This is a genomic window from Janthinobacterium sp. BCJ23 (assembly GCF_059617945.1).
Genome location: NZ_JCAQAW010000003.1, coordinates 365,138 through 382,575, shown reverse-complemented (window position 1 = coordinate 382,575; position 17,438 = coordinate 365,138). Strand labels below are relative to the sequence as shown.

14 protein-coding genes and 1 pseudogene are annotated in these 17,438 nt (G+C 62.4%); 9 read left to right on the top strand and 6 right to left on the bottom strand.

What is annotated here, in order from left to right:
• Window positions 1-629: 629 nt before the first annotated feature.
• The 3 genes from AC54AG_RS13365 to AC54AG_RS13355 all read right to left on the bottom strand — a co-directional run bounded on the left by AC54AG_RS13365 (window position 630) and on the right by AC54AG_RS13355 (window position 4,587).
• Window positions 630-2,210 carry an isocitrate lyase gene (locus tag AC54AG_RS13365; RefSeq protein WP_034760061.1) on the bottom strand — a complete coding sequence of 527 codons (1,581 nt, stop codon included), beginning with the start codon at window positions 2,208-2,210 and terminating at the stop codon, window positions 630-632.
• A gap of 425 nt (window positions 2,211-2,635) precedes the next feature.
• Window positions 2,636-3,199 (bottom strand): cysteine hydrolase family protein, encoded by a 564-nt coding sequence (locus tag AC54AG_RS13360; protein WP_496630607.1) that lies wholly within the window; start codon window positions 3,197-3,199, stop codon window positions 2,636-2,638.
• Window positions 3,200-3,282: 83 nt separating this feature from the next.
• The gene (locus tag AC54AG_RS13355; RefSeq protein WP_139090201.1) at window positions 3,283-4,587 is read right to left on the bottom strand and encodes an MFS transporter; all 1,305 of its coding nucleotides are present in this window, start codon (window positions 4,585-4,587) and stop codon (window positions 3,283-3,285) included.
• 163 nt (window positions 4,588-4,750) lie between these two features.
• Here AC54AG_RS13355 and AC54AG_RS13350 point away from each other — a divergent pair, with 163 nt between their 5' ends.
• Window positions 4,751-5,467, top strand: a complete 717-nt coding sequence (locus tag AC54AG_RS13350) for an SDR family oxidoreductase (protein WP_496630606.1) — start codon at window positions 4,751-4,753, stop codon at window positions 5,465-5,467.
• Between the two features lie 66 nt (window positions 5,468-5,533).
• Here the strand turns inward: AC54AG_RS13350 and AC54AG_RS13345 are convergent.
• Window positions 5,534-5,710 (bottom strand): annotated as a pseudogene (locus tag AC54AG_RS13345) (DUF1993 family protein); the annotation flags it as partial.
• 172 nt (window positions 5,711-5,882) lie between these two features.
• Here AC54AG_RS13345 and AC54AG_RS13340 point away from each other — a divergent pair.
• The 8 genes from AC54AG_RS13340 (at window position 5,883) to AC54AG_RS13305 (ending at window position 13,795) form a co-directional block, all read left to right on the top strand.
• Window positions 5,883-6,305, top strand: coding sequence for a hypothetical protein (locus AC54AG_RS13340; RefSeq protein WP_496630605.1), 423 nt, complete (start codon window positions 5,883-5,885; stop codon window positions 6,303-6,305).
• A 74-nt stretch (window positions 6,306-6,379) separates the two neighbouring features.
• Entirely contained in the window at window positions 6,380-7,336 is a 957-nt protein-coding gene (locus tag AC54AG_RS13335) for a bifunctional helix-turn-helix transcriptional regulator/GNAT family N-acetyltransferase (RefSeq protein ID WP_496630604.1), read from the top strand.
• Between the two features lie 94 nt (window positions 7,337-7,430).
• Window positions 7,431-8,069 carry a TetR/AcrR family transcriptional regulator gene (locus AC54AG_RS13330; RefSeq protein WP_034760036.1) on the top strand — a complete coding sequence of 213 codons (639 nt, stop codon included), beginning with the start codon at window positions 7,431-7,433 and terminating at the stop codon, window positions 8,067-8,069.
• 116 nt (window positions 8,070-8,185) lie between these two features.
• A complete protein-coding gene (locus tag AC54AG_RS13325; protein WP_496630603.1) occupies window positions 8,186-9,007 on the top strand; it encodes an alpha/beta fold hydrolase in 822 nt (273 codons plus the stop codon).
• Between the two features lie 148 nt (window positions 9,008-9,155).
• Window positions 9,156-11,366 carry a TonB-dependent receptor gene (locus AC54AG_RS13320; protein WP_496630602.1) on the top strand — a complete coding sequence of 737 codons (2,211 nt, stop codon included), beginning with the start codon at window positions 9,156-9,158 and terminating at the stop codon, window positions 11,364-11,366.
• Between the two features lie 84 nt (window positions 11,367-11,450).
• Window positions 11,451-12,446, top strand: a complete 996-nt coding sequence (locus AC54AG_RS13315) for an extracellular catalytic domain type 1 short-chain-length polyhydroxyalkanoate depolymerase (RefSeq protein ID WP_319992389.1) — start codon at window positions 11,451-11,453, stop codon at window positions 12,444-12,446.
• A 200-nt stretch (window positions 12,447-12,646) separates the two neighbouring features.
• Window positions 12,647-13,321: a hypothetical protein gene (locus AC54AG_RS13310; RefSeq protein ID WP_496630601.1), complete on the top strand. Its 675-nt coding sequence runs from the start codon at window positions 12,647-12,649 to the stop codon at window positions 13,319-13,321.
• Window positions 13,322-13,360: 39 nt separating this feature from the next.
• On the top strand, window positions 13,361-13,795 hold the full coding sequence (locus AC54AG_RS13305; RefSeq protein WP_051992096.1) for a DUF695 domain-containing protein: 435 nt from the start codon (window positions 13,361-13,363) through the stop codon (window positions 13,793-13,795).
• Here AC54AG_RS13305 and bla read toward each other — a convergent pair whose 3' ends face one another.
• Window positions 13,796-14,689 (bottom strand): class A beta-lactamase, encoded by an 894-nt coding sequence (gene bla, locus AC54AG_RS13300; RefSeq protein WP_496630600.1) that lies wholly within the window; start codon window positions 14,687-14,689, stop codon window positions 13,796-13,798.
• Window positions 14,682-17,357, bottom strand: a complete 2,676-nt coding sequence (locus AC54AG_RS13295) for a hybrid sensor histidine kinase/response regulator (protein ID WP_496630599.1) — start codon at window positions 17,355-17,357, stop codon at window positions 14,682-14,684. The genes bla and AC54AG_RS13295 overlap by 8 nt, the downstream gene beginning before the upstream one ends.
• Window positions 17,358-17,438: the final 81 nt, after the last annotated feature.

The following is a 17,438-nucleotide window of genomic DNA, read 5'->3' as shown; positions in this document are numbered from 1 at the left end:
GCGAAATGTCGGTGTATTGTGTATATTTCCAAAAATCAATTTTTTTGTCATCATATCTTGAAGGATGAGACCCTATCAAGGGCGGTCAAGCCGATATTTCACATAAAGTTTCGGGGAAAATCCTCGATACTTTCCGGTCCGGCCAATTTTCAGCCAGCCGCTTGCATAAACCCGGCAGCAGGGAGGCGGGCACTGGATAAGGGACACCCGCTTCCAGCCGGCCATGGCGTCCCAATCAATTCCTTCTGGACCGGCAGGCAATCCCGCGCTCCACCGTATCTTCGGCTTCGCCAGACCAGACCTTGCGGAGAAATAAATGATCAATAATTTTTTAAGGCTTTGTCATCGGCAAATAGAGGAAATGCAGGAAGGGGCTGCAATGCAGCGGTGAAATAACACTGTCGAGCTGGATGAACGGCAGTATTAATTAATTTTTACGAATTTAATGACAGGAATGGCAGTACGGCCGGATAGAACGATATCGATATCGATTGCCGTTAGCATCGGCGCTATCGATTCGCGGTATGCCTATCAAGCATTAACATTCATCAGCAAGAGGGATTGCCGTTCGGTTAACGAAAAAAGCCCGCCGAAGCGGGCTTTTGTCACTGTACAGTCAAACCAAAAGCTCAGAACTGGTTCATGGTGTTGTCTTTGCCAGCCGCCTTCAGCGCCGCTTCGCCGCTGAAGTAATCCTTGTGATCGTCGCCGATGTCCGAGCCGGACATGTTTTGATGTTTCACGCAGGCGATGCCCTGGCGGATTTCCTTGCGCTGCACGCCGGCCACGTAGCCCAGCATGCCCTGGTCGCCGAAGTATTCCTTGGCCAGGTTGTCCGTCGACAAGGCTGCCGTGTGGTAGGTCGGCAGGGTGATCAGGTGGTGGAAGATGCCGGCTTCGCGGGCCGAGTCGGCCTGGAAGGTGCGGATCTTCTCGTCGGCGGCGATCGCCAGTTCCGTCTGGTCGTATTCCACGCTCATCAGCTGGGCACGGTCGTAGGCGGACACGTCCTTGCCTGCCGCTTTCATGCCGTCGAAGATTTGCTGGCGGAAGTTCAGGGTCCAGTTGAACGACGGGCTGTTGTTGTACACCAGCTTGGCGTTCGGGATGACCTTGCGGATTTCGCTGACCATGCCGCCGATTTGCGCGATATGCGGTTTTTCCGTTTCGATCCACAGCAGGTCGGCGCCGTTTTGCAAGGAGGTGATGCAGTCGAGCACGCAACGCTCTTCGCCGGAACCGGCGCGGAATTGGAACAGGTTGCTCGGCAGGCGTTTAGGACGCAGCAGCTTGCCTTCGCGCTTGATGATGACGTCGCCATTGCCCAGCGCGTCGGCCGACACTTCTTCGCAGTCGAGGAAGGAATTGTATTGGTCGCCCAGGTCGCCTGGTTCATTGGTGACGGCGATCTGCTTGGTCAGGCCGGCGCCCAGCGAATCGGTGCGGGCGACGATGATGCCGTCGTCCACGCCCAGTTCCAGGAAGGCGTAGCGGATGGCGCGGATCTTGGCCAGGAAGTCTTCGTGCGGCACCGTGACTTTACCGTCCTGGTGGCCGCATTGTTTCTCGTCGGATACCTGGTTTTCGATCTGGATGCAGCAGGCGCCCGCTTCGATGAACTGTTTCGCCAGCAGATAGGTTGCTTCGGCATTGCCGAAACCGGCGTCGATGTCGGCGATGATGGGCACGACGTGGGTGACGTGGCCGTCGATCTTGGCTTGGATAGCTTGTTTCTCAGCACCTTGGGCAGCGTCCAGCTGGCGGAACAGGCCGCCCAGTTCGCGGGCATCGGCCTGGCGCAGGAAGGTGTACAGCTCGCGGATCAAGCTGGTGACGGCGGTTTTTTCATGCATCGACTGGTCTGGCAACGGGCCGAACTCGGAGCGCAGGGCGGCGACCATCCAGCCGGACAGGTAGAGGTAGCGGCGGTCGGTGCTGTTGAAGTGCTTCTTGATCGAGATCATCTTCTGTTGACCGATGAAACCGTGCCAGCAGCCGAGCGACTGGGTGTACTTGGATGGGTCCGCATCGTAGGCGGCCATGTCGTTGCGCATGATCTTCGCCGTGTACTTGGCGATGTCCAGGCCGGTCTTGAACTTGTTCTGGGCGCGCATGCGGGCGGCGGACTCCGGATTGATGGCGTTCCACGCGCTACCTTGTTGGTCTTTCAAACCGGCAACAGCCTTGATGTCGTCTTGATATTGGGACATGTGTATCTCCTAAAGAAAAACTAAGTTTGAGAAAATCGTCGAGTGCGCCGCTGTGTCGATGCGAACTGCATGACTAAATAGTAGGCTTATCCGTATTGATTTTCAAGTCTTATATAAGACATATAACTTAAATTAAGTCTTTGTTTTTAAAGTGATTAATTATTATTTTTCATGATATGAAATGAATTTTCAAAAAGTGAGAGCATTTCTGGCTGAGTCTGTTGTCTGAAATTCCGCGATGTGAAACGCCTTTTCAGAATTTGGTGCAGCGCGACAAATCGGGGCGAAAAAAAGCCACCCGAAGGTGGCGCAAGCTTGTGCATGTCTGCAGGGAATGGGCGGGAGGCCTTGCGGGGAAGGCTGTTTCAGCGTGAATGTCGTGTGCCGGCAACAGCCTGGCGGGCAAGATGGGGCTCTGGCGCTGGTCAAGAGCGGGACAGCGCATCGATCGCGTCCGCGGCTGTCACCACTTGCGCATACTCGCCGTGCAAATTGGCCAGCGCCATCGCATGCACCTCGTCCGCCGTTCTCGGCGTGCCCGCATAATCGACTTGCGCAAATGCAAAACACGCATCGGCGACGACTTGCGTGGCAAAGCCCAGATTGCCCGCCGTGCGCGCGCTCGACTCCACGGAATTGTTGGTGCTGACGCCCACGATGACGAGCTTGCTGATGCTGCGTACGCGCAGCCAGCGTTCCAGTCCCGAGTGTATGAAAGCATCGGGCACATTTTTCTCCACGACATGCTCTTCCTGCAAAGGCGCCAGCGCTGGCTGAAATTCTACGCCGGGCTGACCGGGCCAGAAGGGCGAGCCTGGCGTTCTGGAAATGTGGCGCACATGCACGACGGTGGCGTGCGCCGCGCGCCAGGCTTGCAGCAGGGCGGCAATCTGGTGTTCCGCAGCGGGATTGTTGCGGCTTTCGGCAGCGGGGTTGGCCATGCCTTGTTGCATGTCGATGATGATCAGTGCGGGATGGTGGGCATGCATGCTGGTAGCCTGGAATGGATGGCAGGCGCACTTGGCGCCTGCCTGGGGAATAGAGCTGGAGTGATTGCCGGAAGCGAGCGGATCTAGCGCCCCACGGTCTGCCGTTGATCCTTGATGAACAGCGCCGTCAGCATGCCCACCACGCACACGCCGATTACATAATAGGCGGGGCCCAGCACGTTGTTCTTCAGCATCAGGGTCACGACCACGGGCGTCAGGCCGCCAAAAATCGCATACGACAAGTTGTAGGAGAACGACAGTCCCGAGAAGCGCACCTGGGCCGGGAACGCTTGCACCAGCACGTAGGGCACGGCGCCGACGACGCCGACGAACAGGCCCGTCATTGCGTACAGGGGCAGCAGCAGGTCGGGGCGGGTGCCGACGGTGGTGTAGAAGATATACGTACTGATGGCCAGCAGCACGGAGCCGACGAAGATCACGCGCTTGCCGCCCAGGCGGTCGGCCAGCATGCCGGCGATGATGCAACCGAAGGCCAGGCACAGGGTCGCCACGGTATTGGCGACCAGGGTGGTGCGCGGCGCGATGTGGTGGATCTTTTGCAGCAGGGCAGGCGTCATCAGAATGACGACGACGATGCCGGCCGACAGCATCCACGTCAGCAGCATCGAGACGACGACGGCGCCGCGGTGGCTGCGCAGCACGGATTTCAAGGGCATTTCCGTGGCCAGCGCCTTGCGCTGCTGCATTTCCGCAAACACCGGCGTTTCATGCAGCCAGCGGCGCAGATACATGGCGCCGAAACCGAAGATGCCGCCCAGCAGGAATGGATAGCGCCAGGCGCCATCGGTGATTTCTGCCGGCGTGTAGACGGTGTTCAAGCCCGTCGCGACGAGCGAACCGAGCAGGATGCCGACAGTCAGGCCGGCCGTCAGCACGCCGCAGGCAAAGCCCGTGAAACGGCTCGGTACGTGTTCGGACACAAACACCCAGGCGCCCGGTACTTCACCACCCACGGCCGCGCCCTGGAAGATGCGCATCAAGAGCAGCAGCAGCGGGGCGGCCAGGCCGATGGTGGCATACGTCGGCAGCAGGCCGATCAGCAATGTCGGCACGGCCATCATCAGGATAGAGAGAGTAAACATGCGCTTGCGGCCGAGCAAGTCGCCGAAGTGGGCCATGACGATGCCGCCCAGCGGACGCACGACGTAGCCGGCGGCAAAGATGCCGAAGGTTTGCAGCAAGCGCAGCCATTCTGGCATTTCCGGCGGGAAGAACAGCTGGCCGATGGCGTTGGCAAAGAAGACGAAGATGATGAAATCGTAGAATTCCAGCGCGCCGCCGAGGGCGGCCAGCGACAGGGTTTTGTAGTCTTGTTGGGTGAGGGGACGGCTTGCGGCGTTGATGGCGGCGGTGTTGGAAGTAGGCATGTGTCTCGTTCTTGTGTGTTATCGGAGATTGCCAGATCTAGCATACGCATTTCCGCCGCATGAGTAAATGCTGTGACAGGCGCGCGGGTAGGGGGAGCAGCCTCAGCTGTGCTTAATACAACGCCGCTATCATCAGCGTTGACTTCATTGGAAAGGGTACTGCATGAACATCATGATCGTGGGCGCCAGCCGGGGCCTGGGACGCGCGCTGGTGGATGGTCTGCTCGCTGACGGCCATGCCGTCATCGGCGTATCGCGCCAGCAACCTGCCGACTTGCCTGCCGGCCAGGGCACGCAGCTGCAATGGATCGCGGCGGACCTGGCGGCACCCGCCGAGGCCGTCGAATGCATCGCGCGCGAAGCGCCTGCCGCACTGGACGCCGTGATCTACAACCTCGGCGTGTGGGAAGAAAAGGCGTTCAGCGATGACTACGCTTTTCTCGGCGATGCGGACGACGCCATCGTCGACATGGTCAATACCAACATCACGGCGACGATATTGCTGCTCAAGCGCCTGGTGCCCCGCTTGCTGGCCAGCGACAAGCCGCAGCTGATACTCACGGGCTCGACGTCCGGCCTGCGCCAGAGCGGCCGCCCGGAAGTGACGTTCAGCGCGTCGAAATTCGCCCTGAACGGCATCGCCGACGCCTTGCGCGAAGGTTTCCGCGAACAGGGACTGGCCGTGACGGCGCTGCAGCTGGGCTACCTGAATACCTATGATGGCTTGGCCGTGCCGCTGGCGGACGCTGCCGCGCGGGGCGAGGGCGAACTGATACCCGTGCATGACGTCGTCGCCGTCGTGCGTATGCTGCTGAGCCTGTCGAATGCCTCGTTCGTGCGCGAACTGGTGATGCCGGCGCTGCGTGACGAGCGCTTTTAGGTTTTTCGCCTGAAACAGCGCCCTGGCTTCTCGCATGTTGGCCGGTGCGGCGAGCTGGGGCAGCGCTTGCCGCGTCAGCCGACGCACGGCTTCCTGCGCCTGGGTGCACGTGAATTCCACCTGCCGCGCCAGGGTGTGGATGTCGGGCGCCAGCCGCGCGTCGAGCAGGTTTTGCGGATCGAAACCCAGCGCCTGGGCGCGTTCCTCACCTTTGGCTAACAGCGTCGTCAGGGAGCGCAACATCTGTGCAAAGCAGGGGACAGTGATGGCGTAGACCGACATGGATTTCCTCATTAAAGGGGCGGGAGCGATGCCGGCAGTATGCCCGGGCCAGCCGTGTTTCGGCATGCCGGTTGAACATGCTACAGTCCGCCATTGCCGCCAAGCTGGAGCGGCTCCCTCTGGATCATGCGCTATGCCCACCTGGACTTCCCCGCCCCAACTCGTCGCCCTGGCCGCCTTTTATGCGCAGGCGCAAGCCCATTCGGAAACGATCAGTGATGCTGTCTTCCTGGAAAACGTGAAAGCCGCCCACTGGCCCACCAACTGCTGGAACTATGTGGAAGCATCGTTCGCCATCATCGCGCCCGCCTGCCTGCTGCGTCCGCATTTGACCGCCGAGCTGATCGCCTTGCCCATTGCCGCCATGATCGCCGGCGGCCTGGACGATGCGGAACAAGTCATCGAAATCGGCCTGGCCTGCGCCACGCGCGACGCGCCGTATGTAGCGGCCAGCGAGGAGGGCAAGCGCTGGCTGATGCAGGTGTGGCCGGGACTGGGGGAGATGGTCGAGGTCGTGTTTCAGGTCAGGTTGCAGGAGGCGCTGGCGGAGGACTAAGCAAGCTGGTGCTTGACCGGTAAAGCTGGTTTACGTTAGGGTATACGTAACTACTTACATATATCCTGTTCAACATGTCCTCCACCCTGCAAACCTACGGCTCCCTGATGCTGGCCAGCCGCCTGCGCCGTCTTTCCGATCAACTGTATGCCGGTGTCGATACCAGTTATGTGGCCGCCGGCGTCGAACTGACGTCGCGCTGTTTCCCTTTGTTATTGCTGCTGCGCGACAACGGCCCCACATCGATCACGGCCCTGGCCGCGCAGATCGGGCAGACGCATCCGGTGGTGGTGCAGCTGGGACGCAAGCTGCTCGACGCGGGTATGGTGGCGGAAATGCCGGACGCCAAGGATGAACGGCGGCGCCTGCTGGCGCTGTCCGACGCCGGGCTAGCCTTGCTGCGTGACATGGCGCCCCTGTGGGACGACGTGCGCGCGGCCGTCGACACCGTGTTCGAGCACGGTACGCCGCAACTGATGGCCAGCCTGGACCGGGCGGAAGCGCGCTTGCAGGCGCAAGGTTTCGGCGAGACCATCGCCGCCTGCCGGCGCCAGCGCGAGCGGGCCGCCGTGGAGATCATCGATTATGCGGCGCCCTATGCTGCCGACTTCAAGCGCCTGAATATCGCCTGGCTGGAACGCTATTTCTATGTCGAGGCGCTGGACGACAAGGTGCTGTCCGATCCGCAGAGTTCGATCCTTGACGCTGGCGGGCAGATTTTTCTCGCGCGCCTCGATGGCAGGATCGTCGGCACTTGCGCCCTGATCCGCGCCGATGGCGCCAGCATCGAGCTGTCGAAAATGGCCGTCACGCCAGAGTGCCAAGGGCTGGGCATCGCGCGCCGGCTGATCGAACGGGCTTTCGATGCCTTCGAGGCCAGCGGCGCGCAACTGCTGTTCCTGGAGTCGAACAGCAAGCTGGCGCCCGCCATCCGCCTGTACGAAAGCAGCGGTTTTAACCACGTGGCGCGGCCGGCCGGCGACGCCCATTACCAGCGCGCCGACGTCTACATGGAGTGGCAGGGCAGGTAGTACATTTGAACGCACCCATCGGCCGTCTCCCGCGTTACAATACGCGCACCCATAACGGAACCACGGTTCCACTATCGAGAGACGCCGACGCCGCATGCCTTCCTTTCCGATGCCCTTCCCGCAGATGATCGTTCCCCCCGAGCCCACCCAGGCGCGCAGCAAGCAGGCGTTCGAGCGCCTGCTGCAGGTCGGTGAACAGTTGCTCGCGGAAAACCGTTTCGATGAAATCGGCGTGGCCGACCTGGCCAGACTGGCGGAAACCTCGGTGGGCACGTTTTACCGTTTATTGGGCGACAAGGACACCCTGAGCCGTTTGTTGCTGCAGCGCTTTTTTTCCGACATGGTGGAAAAGGTCGAGACGCTGACGGAGCTGCGCCAGTGGGAAGGGCGCAGCCTGGAAGAGTTCATCCGCGCCATGGTGGCCATGTTCGTGGCCGTGAATGGCGGGCGCAGCGGCGTCTTGCGGGCCCTGATCACACGCGCGTCGCAGGATGCGCAATTTCGCGACAGGGTGCACCAGATCAATCATTTGATCTCGCAACGCACGGTGGCCGTGCTGGCCAGCAAGTCATCGAGCATCGGCCACCCAAACCCCACGCAGGCGATGATGGTGGTGCCGCCCGTGCTGCTGGGCATCCTGAACCAGCACACCCTGACGGGCTCGCTGTCCTTTTTGTCGGGTGCGGCGCTCGAGGATGAACTGGTGCGTGTTGCTTTAAATTACCTGACTTGAACTATTTAGCGATTTAACTTGAAATCGGAATTCGGATTCCGTATTATGTTTTCCAACAGCGGGAAAACATATTCCTGCACCTGAACACAAAGCATGTTCAACAGCAAGGAGACAGAATGCGGCGTCACACGACATCCGATGTTCCATTGCATTACCTCGACCTGGGTCTCGGCACTGAGACGGGGCAAGGCGAGCCTGCGCAGTCAGAGCCCGTTTTCTTGCTGCACGGCCTCGGTTCCTGCGCCGAAGACTGGCGCCCGCAAATCGACGCCCTCGGCAGCACCTTTCGCCTGATCGTGCCCGACCTGCGCGGCCATGGCCGCAGTCCCGCGCCCATCGGCGACTGGCAGATCGGCGACTTCGCCAACGACCTTTTCAACTTGATGGACCAGCTCGACGTGCCGCGCGTGCACATCGTCGGCTTTTCCCTGGGCGGCATGGTGGGTCTGGAAATGGCCAACCGCGCGCCGGGCAGGGTGGCCAGTTTGTGCCTGATCAATTCTCAACCGTTCCAGGGCAGCAAGCCGGCGGCGCTGCTGTTCGCGTACTGGCTGCGCCGCACCGTGATCGCCACTTTCGGCCTGAAAACCATGGGCAAGATCATCGGCAAGAAGCTGTTTCCAGATGCTGCCCAGCAAGCGCTCGTCGAGCGTTTCGCCACGCAGATGGCGGGCATGGACAAGCGCGCCTACCTGGCCGCGCTGGACGCCATTTTCCACTGGGATATCGACATTCACTTCCAGGCCCTGGCCATGCCAGTTTTCATCATGGCGGCGGACCAGGATTACACGCCCGTCGCCAGCAAGCGGGCCTTTGCCGCACAGTTTCAGCAATGCGAGATCGAGATCATCGCGAACTCGCGCCACGCCACGCCCCTGGACCAGGCGCAGCGTGTGAATACCTTGTTGCAGTCCTTCCTTACCATAAATTCAAAATAAACAGGCCACTCGCCGCACGGGCCGAGGGCCGGGAAACAGTCATCGCAGGGCAGGTGCTCGCATTGCGCGCGCGGGTACCGTTACGTCCTGCGATTCTGACATCCGGCCGTCTTCCCTGGTGGCAGGCAAGCCTGACATTGGAGACGCTATGAAACTTGCTTTGAAATTGATGCCCGCCGCCCTCGCCGTTGCCGGCGCGTTTGCCACCCAGGCCCAGGCGCAGGAAGCCAGCCCCGCTGCTGCCAACGCCGCCACTGCCCAGGAAGCCAGCGAGGCGAAAGAACGCATGGAAACCGTGACGGTCTCCGCCCGCCGCCGCGAAGAGCGCCTGCAGGACGTGCCGCTGGCCGTCACGGCGTTTTCCGCCAAGGCCCTGGAACGGGCGAATATCCAGAACCTGGCCGACTTGCAGGAGCGCGTGCCGAACCTGACCGTGTACGCGTCGCGCGGCACGAATACGACATTGACGGCGTTCATTCGCGGCGTGGGCCAGGCCGACCCCGTCTGGGGCGTGGACCCGGGTGTGGGCATATATTTTGACGATGTCTACATGGCCCGTCCGCAAGGCGCGCTGCTCGACGTGTTCGACGTGCAACGCATCGAAGTGCTGCGCGGTCCGCAAGGCACCCTGTACGGCAAGAACACCATCGGCGGCGCCATCAAATATATCTCGCGTCCGCTGGCGAAGGAAAACGGCGCATCGGCGGAAGTGGGTATCGGCAACTACAACCAGCGCAACTTCAAGGCCGCCTTCAATCTGGCCAACGAGAGCGGCACCTGGCGCGCGCGCCTGGCGGCTGCCAAGCTGGACCGCGACGGTTTCGGCCGCAACACTTTCAATGGCGAACAGGTCAGCGACCAGGACAGCACGGCCGCGCGCCTGTCCGTCGGCTATTTTCCGCAAGACATCCCTTTGACGGTCGTGCTGAGCCTGGACGCCACCGACGACAAGTCCGGCGTGCGCGGCTTCCAGCGCATGGGCGTGAGCGCTTTCGACCCGCTCAGGCGGCCGGCCAGCACGGATGCGTACGATATCCAGAGCGGCATGCCGGGCCATAACTTCACGCACAACCGGGGCGGCTCGCTGGTGGCCAACTACACGCTCTCGAACGACTGGTCCGTGAAAGTGATCGGCGCCAAGCGGCGCAGCACGTCCGAGCAAACCATCGATTTCGACGGCCTGCCGCAGCCGATTGCCGACGTGTTCGGCGACTCGCGCGACGAGCAGAAGAGCCTGGAGTTGCAGGCCTCGTACAGCGGCGACTACGGCGCCGGCGTGATCGGCCTGTACCGCTTCGAAGGCACGGCCGGCGGCGGCATCTACAACAATTTCCTGGGACGCCAGTTCACGGCCGCCGTCAGCACGGTCGAGACGGACAGCACGGCGCTGTACACGGACTGGACCTGGCCGCTGGGCAAGGTGTGGAGCATCAATGCGGGCTTGCGCCACACGCGCGAGGAAAAGCGCGCCATCGTGCTCAACCGCGCTTTTGCGGACGTGGGCTTTACGCGGCCCATCCAGACGGCGGCCGACTTCGACAAGTCGCTATCCGTCAGCAATACTTCGCCGAAATTGTCCGTGCGTTATGAAGCGTCGAAGACGACGAATTTCTACAGCAACCTGTCGCGCGGCTTCAAGTCGGGCGGCTACAACGTGCGCGCCAACAACCTGGTGGTACCCGACTCGGCGCGGCCGTACAAGGATGAAAAACTCGACGCGCTGGAAGTGGGCATGAAATACGCGGCGCCGGACGACACGTTCGACGCCAACGTGGCCCTGTTCTACAACCGCTACAAGGATATCCAGTTGTCCGTGTTTACCAGCTATGTGCAGCCGGGCGGCGTGCCGGGCTTCTATGGCGACTTCACGAATGCGGGCAAGGCGACCGTGAAAGGCGCCGAGTTCGAATTTTCGTGGCGGCCGAACCGCCAGTGGGAAGTCAACGGTTTCCTCGCCTTGCTGAACGCCAGCTATGACGAGTTCATGAGCGGTGGCAAGAATATCGCGGATACGCAAAAGTTCAGCAATACGCCCGCCCGGCAAGTGGGCTTGAACCTGACGCGCACGGACCGCGACGTCTTCGGCGGCGCCTTGCGCAGCATGGTCGGCTATGGCTACCGCAGCAAGGTGTATCCGACCACGGACTTGAGCGAAACGCTGGCGCAGGGCGGCTACAGCATCTGGACGGCTGGCGTCGTGTGGGAAGCGCCGAAGAACTGGACCTTCAGCCTGCACGGCAGCAACCTGGGCAACAAACGCTACCGCACGGATGGCTACAACATTCCGGCCGTGTTCATCCTCGACGGTTTCTACGGTCCGCCGCGCCAGATCATCGCCAAGGTTGGCTACAAGTTCTAAAAGGTTGTTGAAGTGCCAGCCTGGTTAGCGCCAGGCTGGTTTGTTGTCGCTGTTTTCGTCCTTAATAACAATCAGGAGACTGGCATGGCACATCTGCATCACCAACTACGTCACTTCGTATCCGCACTCATCGCCGCCTGCGGCTTGCTGGCCGCGTTGCCGGCTGCCGCCGGGCAGTGGGACTTCGGCCTGTACGCGAGCCTGTGGGGATCGCGCGAATACCAGGTCTGGCTACCGAGCAATTACAATCCGAACACGCCGCTGCCCGTGGTGCTGATGCTGCACGGCTGTGGTTCCGAGCCCAACAGCATGGCCGCCGTCAGCCGCTACAACCAACTGGCGGACAGCGAAAACTTCATTGTCGTTTATCCGCGCCAGAACGTCACGGCCAATCCCATGCGCTGCTGGAACTTCATGTTGCCGCTGAACCAGGAGCGGGGCACGGGCGAGCCGGCCGTGCTGATGGGCATCTTGAACAAGGTCAAGAACCAATATGCGGTGCAGGATAGCCGCGTGTATGTGACGGGCATCTCGGCGGGCGGCGCCATGGCTTCCATCATGGCCGCCTGTTACTCGGACGTGTTCGCCGCCGTGATGGTGCATTCGGGCGGCATGTACAAGGGCGCCACCGGCCTGGTCACGGCCGCCGACTCGCTGTTCAACGGCAGCTCGTTCGACCCGAAAGTGCGGGGCAAGGATGCGTGGCGCTGCTCCGGCTCGCCGCGCCGGTTGATGCCGACGATGGTATTCCACGGCACGTCCGACATCGTCGTCAATCCCGTCAACGGCGAGCAAACCATCGAGCAATTCCTGCAGACCAGCGACTACGGCGACGATGGCCTCGACAATGACAGCGTGCGCTACCGTGCCGACAGCATCGTGCGCCAGACGGTGCCCTACGGCCGCAGCTACTCCATCGACACGTATCTGCGCAACGGCGCCGTCATCGCGCAAAAATACACGGTCGAAGGCATGAACCACGCGTGGAGCGGCGGCCCTCCCGGCTGGCCCTTCAGCGATGAACTGGGCCCGGACGCCACCGTGATCAGCTGGAATTTCTTCAAGAATTACCAGCGCTGATGGCGTGAGGCTTGCAGCTTGGACCATGGGGCGCAGCGATGGCGCCCCATTTTTTATACTGGAACATGCGCCATGCCCCGTCGCGCCCATGGATGTCAACGTTCGCACGTCCTGACGCCGCGTCCGCCTTTCATTTCCTGCTAACTATATAATCTGCGCTTGGGCGATACCCGCCCTTGAACGTCGATTGAAGGAATGCCATGCCAGGATACATGCCTGCTTATTTCGTGCGCCCCTTGGCGCTGTGTGTCGTGTCGGCTCTGTGCCTCCCTGCCAGTGCCGCCGAGGCGGTGGCGGTCGATGCGCAGCAGCGCGCGTCCTTGCTGGAGTTTTATGCGCAGCAATATCCGGGCGAGCCCGCAGCGCGTACCGTGTTCGAGAGCGTGCCCGTGGTGGGCGGACGCGGCAGCGAAGTGGTGGGCAGCGTGGAAACGTCGCCGTATCGCGGCCATGGCGCGCTGTGCCGGACGCAGCGCACCAAGTTCGTGCTGCACGGCGAGGGCAAGCAGGCGCGCTGGCAGGAGGCGGGGATGGAGTATTACGCCTGGCTCGACCGTGGCACCTGCCGGCCTGTGGCTGAACCTGTGCGCATGCTGCAGCGTGTCCCTGATGGGGAACTGGAAGGCGTGTTGCTGTATCAAAAGTCGCTGCTGGAACGGGCGCGCTTGCTGATGGCTGGCAATACGGCCTGCGCCCCGTTGCGGGCGCTGAAGTTCTCGCTGGCGGCCGTCGATGTGGGCGCCGCCGCACCGCGTGCCGAAGAGCGCTATGCGCTCGTGTTCAAGAGCGACCGCGACAGCTACGCCCGTGTCTGGCTGCGCAAGAGCGGTGCCCAGTATGATGCGTGGAATGTGACTTGCCCGCCAGTGCTGTAAGCTGCGCACCCTCGATTTATTTTTTTGACTGTTGCAACCATGAACGAAAATTCCACTTCCGCCCGCAGCTGGGGCACCATCGTCACGCATAGCGACGAGATGGCCATCATCTACCGTTACGTCGACGCCTTCCATGACGACTGGGACCTGTCATCGCAGCCGGACCGCATCATCATCGCCTGGCGTTACGAGGACGAGACGGGCATGCCCGCGCCGAACGAGCGCGAGCACATGGAAGAGCTGGAAGCGGCGCTGGCGCCCGTGGTGGAAGAAGACGGCTTCGCCACCCTGGCGCTGGTGTCCACCGGTGAAAACTTGCGCGAATGGATTTATTACACGCAGTCGGGCGAAGAATTCTTCAATCGCCTGAACACGGCGCTGGCACCGCGTCCAAAGTTCCCGATCGAAATCCGCAGCGCGGCCGACCCCGCCTGGTCGACGTATGCGGGGTTCATGGCGGCACTGCCGAAGTAATTACACCAGCGCGGCCGTCACGATGCGCGTGGCGGCCGTGATGATGTCCTGGTTCGTGTCCGCATTTTTCTGTTCGCGCGTGTAGTACACGGCGATCACCAGCGGTGCGCCGCTGGCCGGGTAGGCGACGCCGATATCGTTGACGCTGCCATAGGCGCCCGAGCCGGTTTTATCGGCCACTTGCCAGCCGGCCGGCACGCCGGCGCGGATGCGCTTGTCGCCCGTCGTGTTGCCGCGCATCCAGGTGCCCAGTTGCTGGCGCTGTGGTGCCGGCAAGCTATTTCCCAATAATAATTGCTGCAAGCTGTGCGCCATCGACGCGGGGCTGGCCGTATCGCGCACTTCGCCGGGGATGGCGCTGTTCAATTCCGTTTCCCAGCGTTCCAGCTGGAACACCGTATTGCCGATGCTACGTGCAAACGCCGTCACGGCTTGCGGCCCGCCCAAGAGTGTCATCAGGAAATTGGCCGCGCTATTGTCGCTGTATTGCAAGGTGGCGGCGCACAGATCGGCCACGTTCATGCCGTCGGCCAGGTGCTTTTCCGTGATGGGCGAGTAGGTGACCAGTTCTTTTTTCTCGTAACGCACGTGCTGGTCCAGCAAGCCCGGCTGGCTGGCGCTGCGGGCCAGCACGGCACCCGCCAGCATGGCCTTGAAAGTGCTGGCCAAGGGAAAGCGTTCGTCGGCGCGATAGGCAACGCGCAGCTCGCTGCCCTGGCGCCAGGCGGCAACGCCGAGGCGTCCGCCTGCGGCTTGTTCCAGCGCGGCCAGTTGCGTCTGGGCGGTGGCGATGCTGGTGGCGGGCGCGGCAAACAGCAACGGTGCCGGGCACAGCAGGGTAGCGCCGCCAGCCAGCAGGAGGTTGCGGCGGACGTGGTTCAGGGATTCAGTCATGGTCTGTCAGTGTTTTTGGAGTGGAAAGAGTGGCCAGCAGTTCGCCGATGGCGAGCAGGTTGGCCGGTTTGGTCAGATGGTGGTCGAAGCCGGCCGCGCTCGATTGGCTGCGGTCGTTTTCGGCGCCCCAGCCCGTCAATGCGACGAGCACGACGCTGGCGCCGGCCGGTATCCGGCGCAGCGCGCGCGCTACTTCGTAGCCGTTCATGCCGGGCAAGCCGATGTCGAGGAAGATGACGTCCGGTAAAAACTGCGGCGCCACGGCCAGGGCCTGTGCGCCATCATGGGCCACTTGCGTGGCATGGCCCATCATGTCGAGCACGGCGGCGAGGGTAACGGCCGCGTCGACATTGTCGTCGACCACCAGCACGCGGAAGCGTGGGCCATCGGCGGCGCTGGCGGACACGGCAGGTGTGATGGGGGCGGCTGGCTGCGCCGCCAGCAGGGGCAGGCGTACGCTGAAGGTACTGCCCAGGCCGGCGCCGGGACTGGCCACCGCGGCACTGCCGCCATGCAACTCGGCCAGGCGACGCACGAGCGACAGGCCGATGCCCAGGCCGCCCTGAGCCCTGCCCATGTTTTGCCCCACCTGTGTGAACATGTCAAACACGGTCGTGATCGATTCAGCGGGTATGCCCACGCCGCTGTCCTGGACTTCGATCAATGCCTCGTGGCCATCGCGTAATGCGCGCAAGCTGATGTGGCCGCCGGCCGGCGTGTACTTGGCGGCGTTGTTGAGCAAATTGCCCAGCACTTGCGCCAGGCGCGTGGGGTCGGCCTCGAGCGGCAGCGCCTGTTCGTCGAGTTCTACACGCAACTGGTGACGGCCCGCTTCGATCAGCGGCATGCTCGTCTCCACGGCGCAAGCGATGATGGCTTTCAAGTCCGTGCGTTCGAGCTTGAGTTCGATCTGGCCCCGCGTGATGCGAGCCACGTCGAGTAAATCATTGACCAGATGCACCATCTGATTGACCTGCCGCTCCATCACGTCGCGCACGCGCGCCACGGTGGCGGGCTTGTCGGCGGCCAGGCGCATGATCTGCAAGCCATTGCGGATGGGCGCGAGCGGGTTGCGCAGTTCGTGCGCCAGGGTAGCGAGGAATTCCGTCTTGCGCCGGTCCATTTCGGACAGGTTGTCGGCCAGCTGGCGCAATTGCTGCTCCGAGCGCTTGCGCTCGCTGATGTCGCTGAACAGCACCGTCAGCAGGCGGCTGCCGGGGCCGCCCAGGCGCGCGGCGAAGACTTCGAACCAGCGCTCCATGGCCACGGCTTCGTTTTCATAGCGCACGGGCTCGCCCGTCTTGACGACCTGGTCGTACAGGTCGAACCAGTGCTGGTCGTGGTCGGGCACGAAGCTGCGGATGGTCTTGCCGATGGCATTTTCCAGTCCCGACTGCTTGACGAAGGAGCGATTGCCTTCGAGGTAGCGGAAATCCACGGGGCGGCCTTGCTCGTCGTACAGCATTTCGATCACGCAAAAGGCCTGGTCCATCAGTTCGATCAGGGTGCGGTAGCGCTCCTCGCTGCGGCGCAGCGCATCTTCCACCTGCTTCTGGCGCGTGATGTCGAGCAGGACACCGGGCAATTGCAGGGGCGTGCCATCGGGCGCGTATTCCGCGCGGCCCCGCGCGATGACCGAGCGGTACTGGCCATCGCCGGCGCCGACGCGGTAACTGGCCTCGAACGGCGTGTGTGCGTGCAGCGCCTCGGTAATCTGCGCGCTGACCTGTTCTCGGTCATCGGGATGGATGATGTCCATGTAACGCGCCAGTGGCGCCGCCGTGGCCGCATCGGTATTGACGGGGAACAAACGCGCCATATTGCTGTCGGCCGTGACCCGGTCGGCAATGATGTCCCAGTTCCAGGTGGCCACTTCGCCTGCCGCCAGGGTCAGGCGCAGGGTTTCCTCGTTCTGCTTGCTGGCCGTCAGGTCGAGCGAGATGCCGGACAGCGCGATCACGTTGCCGGCGCCATCGCTGGCGCAGGTGCCACGCATGTGCGCCCAGTGCAGCGAACCATCGGGCCAGCGCACGCGGATGTCGATTTCGAAATCGCCGGCGCTGGCGATGGCCGCGTGCACGACCGCTTGCCAGTGCTGCAGGTCGCCGTCGAGCATGGCGCCCGTCAGCTGCGCGTAATCGATGTGGCTGTCAGGCGGCAGGCCCAGATTGGCCTTGAACGCATCGGAGCCGGCCATGCTGCCGCTGCCCAGGTCGATCTCCCACGTACCCATGCGGCCACCTTGCATGGCCAGGCGCAGCCGTTGTTCCGTCTGCCGTTGCTGCGTCACGTCGCAATGCGAACCGAGCCATTCAACGATGCTGCCATCGGGCGCCAATACCGGCAGCATGCGCACGAGCATATTGCGGTAGGCGCCGCTGACGTGGCGTAGCCGGTATTCCGCTTCAAACACACTGGTCAGGTGCGAGGGCACGACGTAAGGCAAGTTGCGGTCGTCCGGATGCAGGGCATTGACCCAGCCGCGGCCCAGCAGTTCAGCCTCGGTCTGACCCGTGAAGGCGCGCCAGGTGGGCTGGTCGGCATCGAACTGGCCGAAGGTTTTCGTGCTCCAGACGATGTCGCAATGGGCGCTCAGCAGTAAATGCGCCGCCTGGGCGGCGACGGTGGAGGACGGGACGGCGTTGCTGGGCTGGCTGGGTTCTGGCATGGCGGCGATTAACGATGGTGCATGGAGCCGCGGCCGCACTGGAATGGGGCGGCATGGCAGCGCAAGTCTGGCGATATTACA

Excerpts from the sequence above, each read along its gene's own strand:
- AC54AG_RS13365 (WP_034760061.1), bottom strand. The coding sequence starts at position 2,210 with ATGTCCCAATATCAAGACGACATCAAGGCTGTTGCCGGTTTGAAAGAC.
- AC54AG_RS13360 (WP_496630607.1), bottom strand. The coding sequence starts at position 3,199 with ATGCATGCCCACCATCCCGCACTGATCATCATCGACATGCAACAAGGC.
- AC54AG_RS13355 (WP_139090201.1), bottom strand. The coding sequence starts at position 4,587 with ATGCCTACTTCCAACACCGCCGCCATCAACGCCGCAAGCCGTCCCCTC.
- AC54AG_RS13350 (WP_496630606.1), top strand. The coding sequence starts at position 4,751 with ATGAACATCATGATCGTGGGCGCCAGCCGGGGCCTGGGACGCGCGCTG.
- AC54AG_RS13340 (WP_496630605.1), top strand. The coding sequence starts at position 5,883 with ATGCCCACCTGGACTTCCCCGCCCCAACTCGTCGCCCTGGCCGCCTTT.
- AC54AG_RS13335 (WP_496630604.1), top strand. The coding sequence starts at position 6,380 with ATGTCCTCCACCCTGCAAACCTACGGCTCCCTGATGCTGGCCAGCCGC.
- AC54AG_RS13330 (WP_034760036.1), top strand. The coding sequence starts at position 7,431 with ATGCCTTCCTTTCCGATGCCCTTCCCGCAGATGATCGTTCCCCCCGAG.
- AC54AG_RS13325 (WP_496630603.1), top strand. The coding sequence starts at position 8,186 with ATGCGGCGTCACACGACATCCGATGTTCCATTGCATTACCTCGACCTG.
- AC54AG_RS13320 (WP_496630602.1), top strand. The coding sequence starts at position 9,156 with ATGAAACTTGCTTTGAAATTGATGCCCGCCGCCCTCGCCGTTGCCGGC.
- AC54AG_RS13315 (WP_319992389.1), top strand. The coding sequence starts at position 11,451 with ATGGCACATCTGCATCACCAACTACGTCACTTCGTATCCGCACTCATC.
- AC54AG_RS13310 (WP_496630601.1), top strand. The coding sequence starts at position 12,647 with ATGCCAGGATACATGCCTGCTTATTTCGTGCGCCCCTTGGCGCTGTGT.
- AC54AG_RS13305 (WP_051992096.1), top strand. The coding sequence starts at position 13,361 with ATGAACGAAAATTCCACTTCCGCCCGCAGCTGGGGCACCATCGTCACG.
- bla (WP_496630600.1), bottom strand. The coding sequence starts at position 14,689 with ATGACTGAATCCCTGAACCACGTCCGCCGCAACCTCCTGCTGGCTGGC.
- AC54AG_RS13295 (WP_496630599.1), bottom strand. The coding sequence starts at position 17,357 with ATGCCAGAACCCAGCCAGCCCAGCAACGCCGTCCCGTCCTCCACCGTC.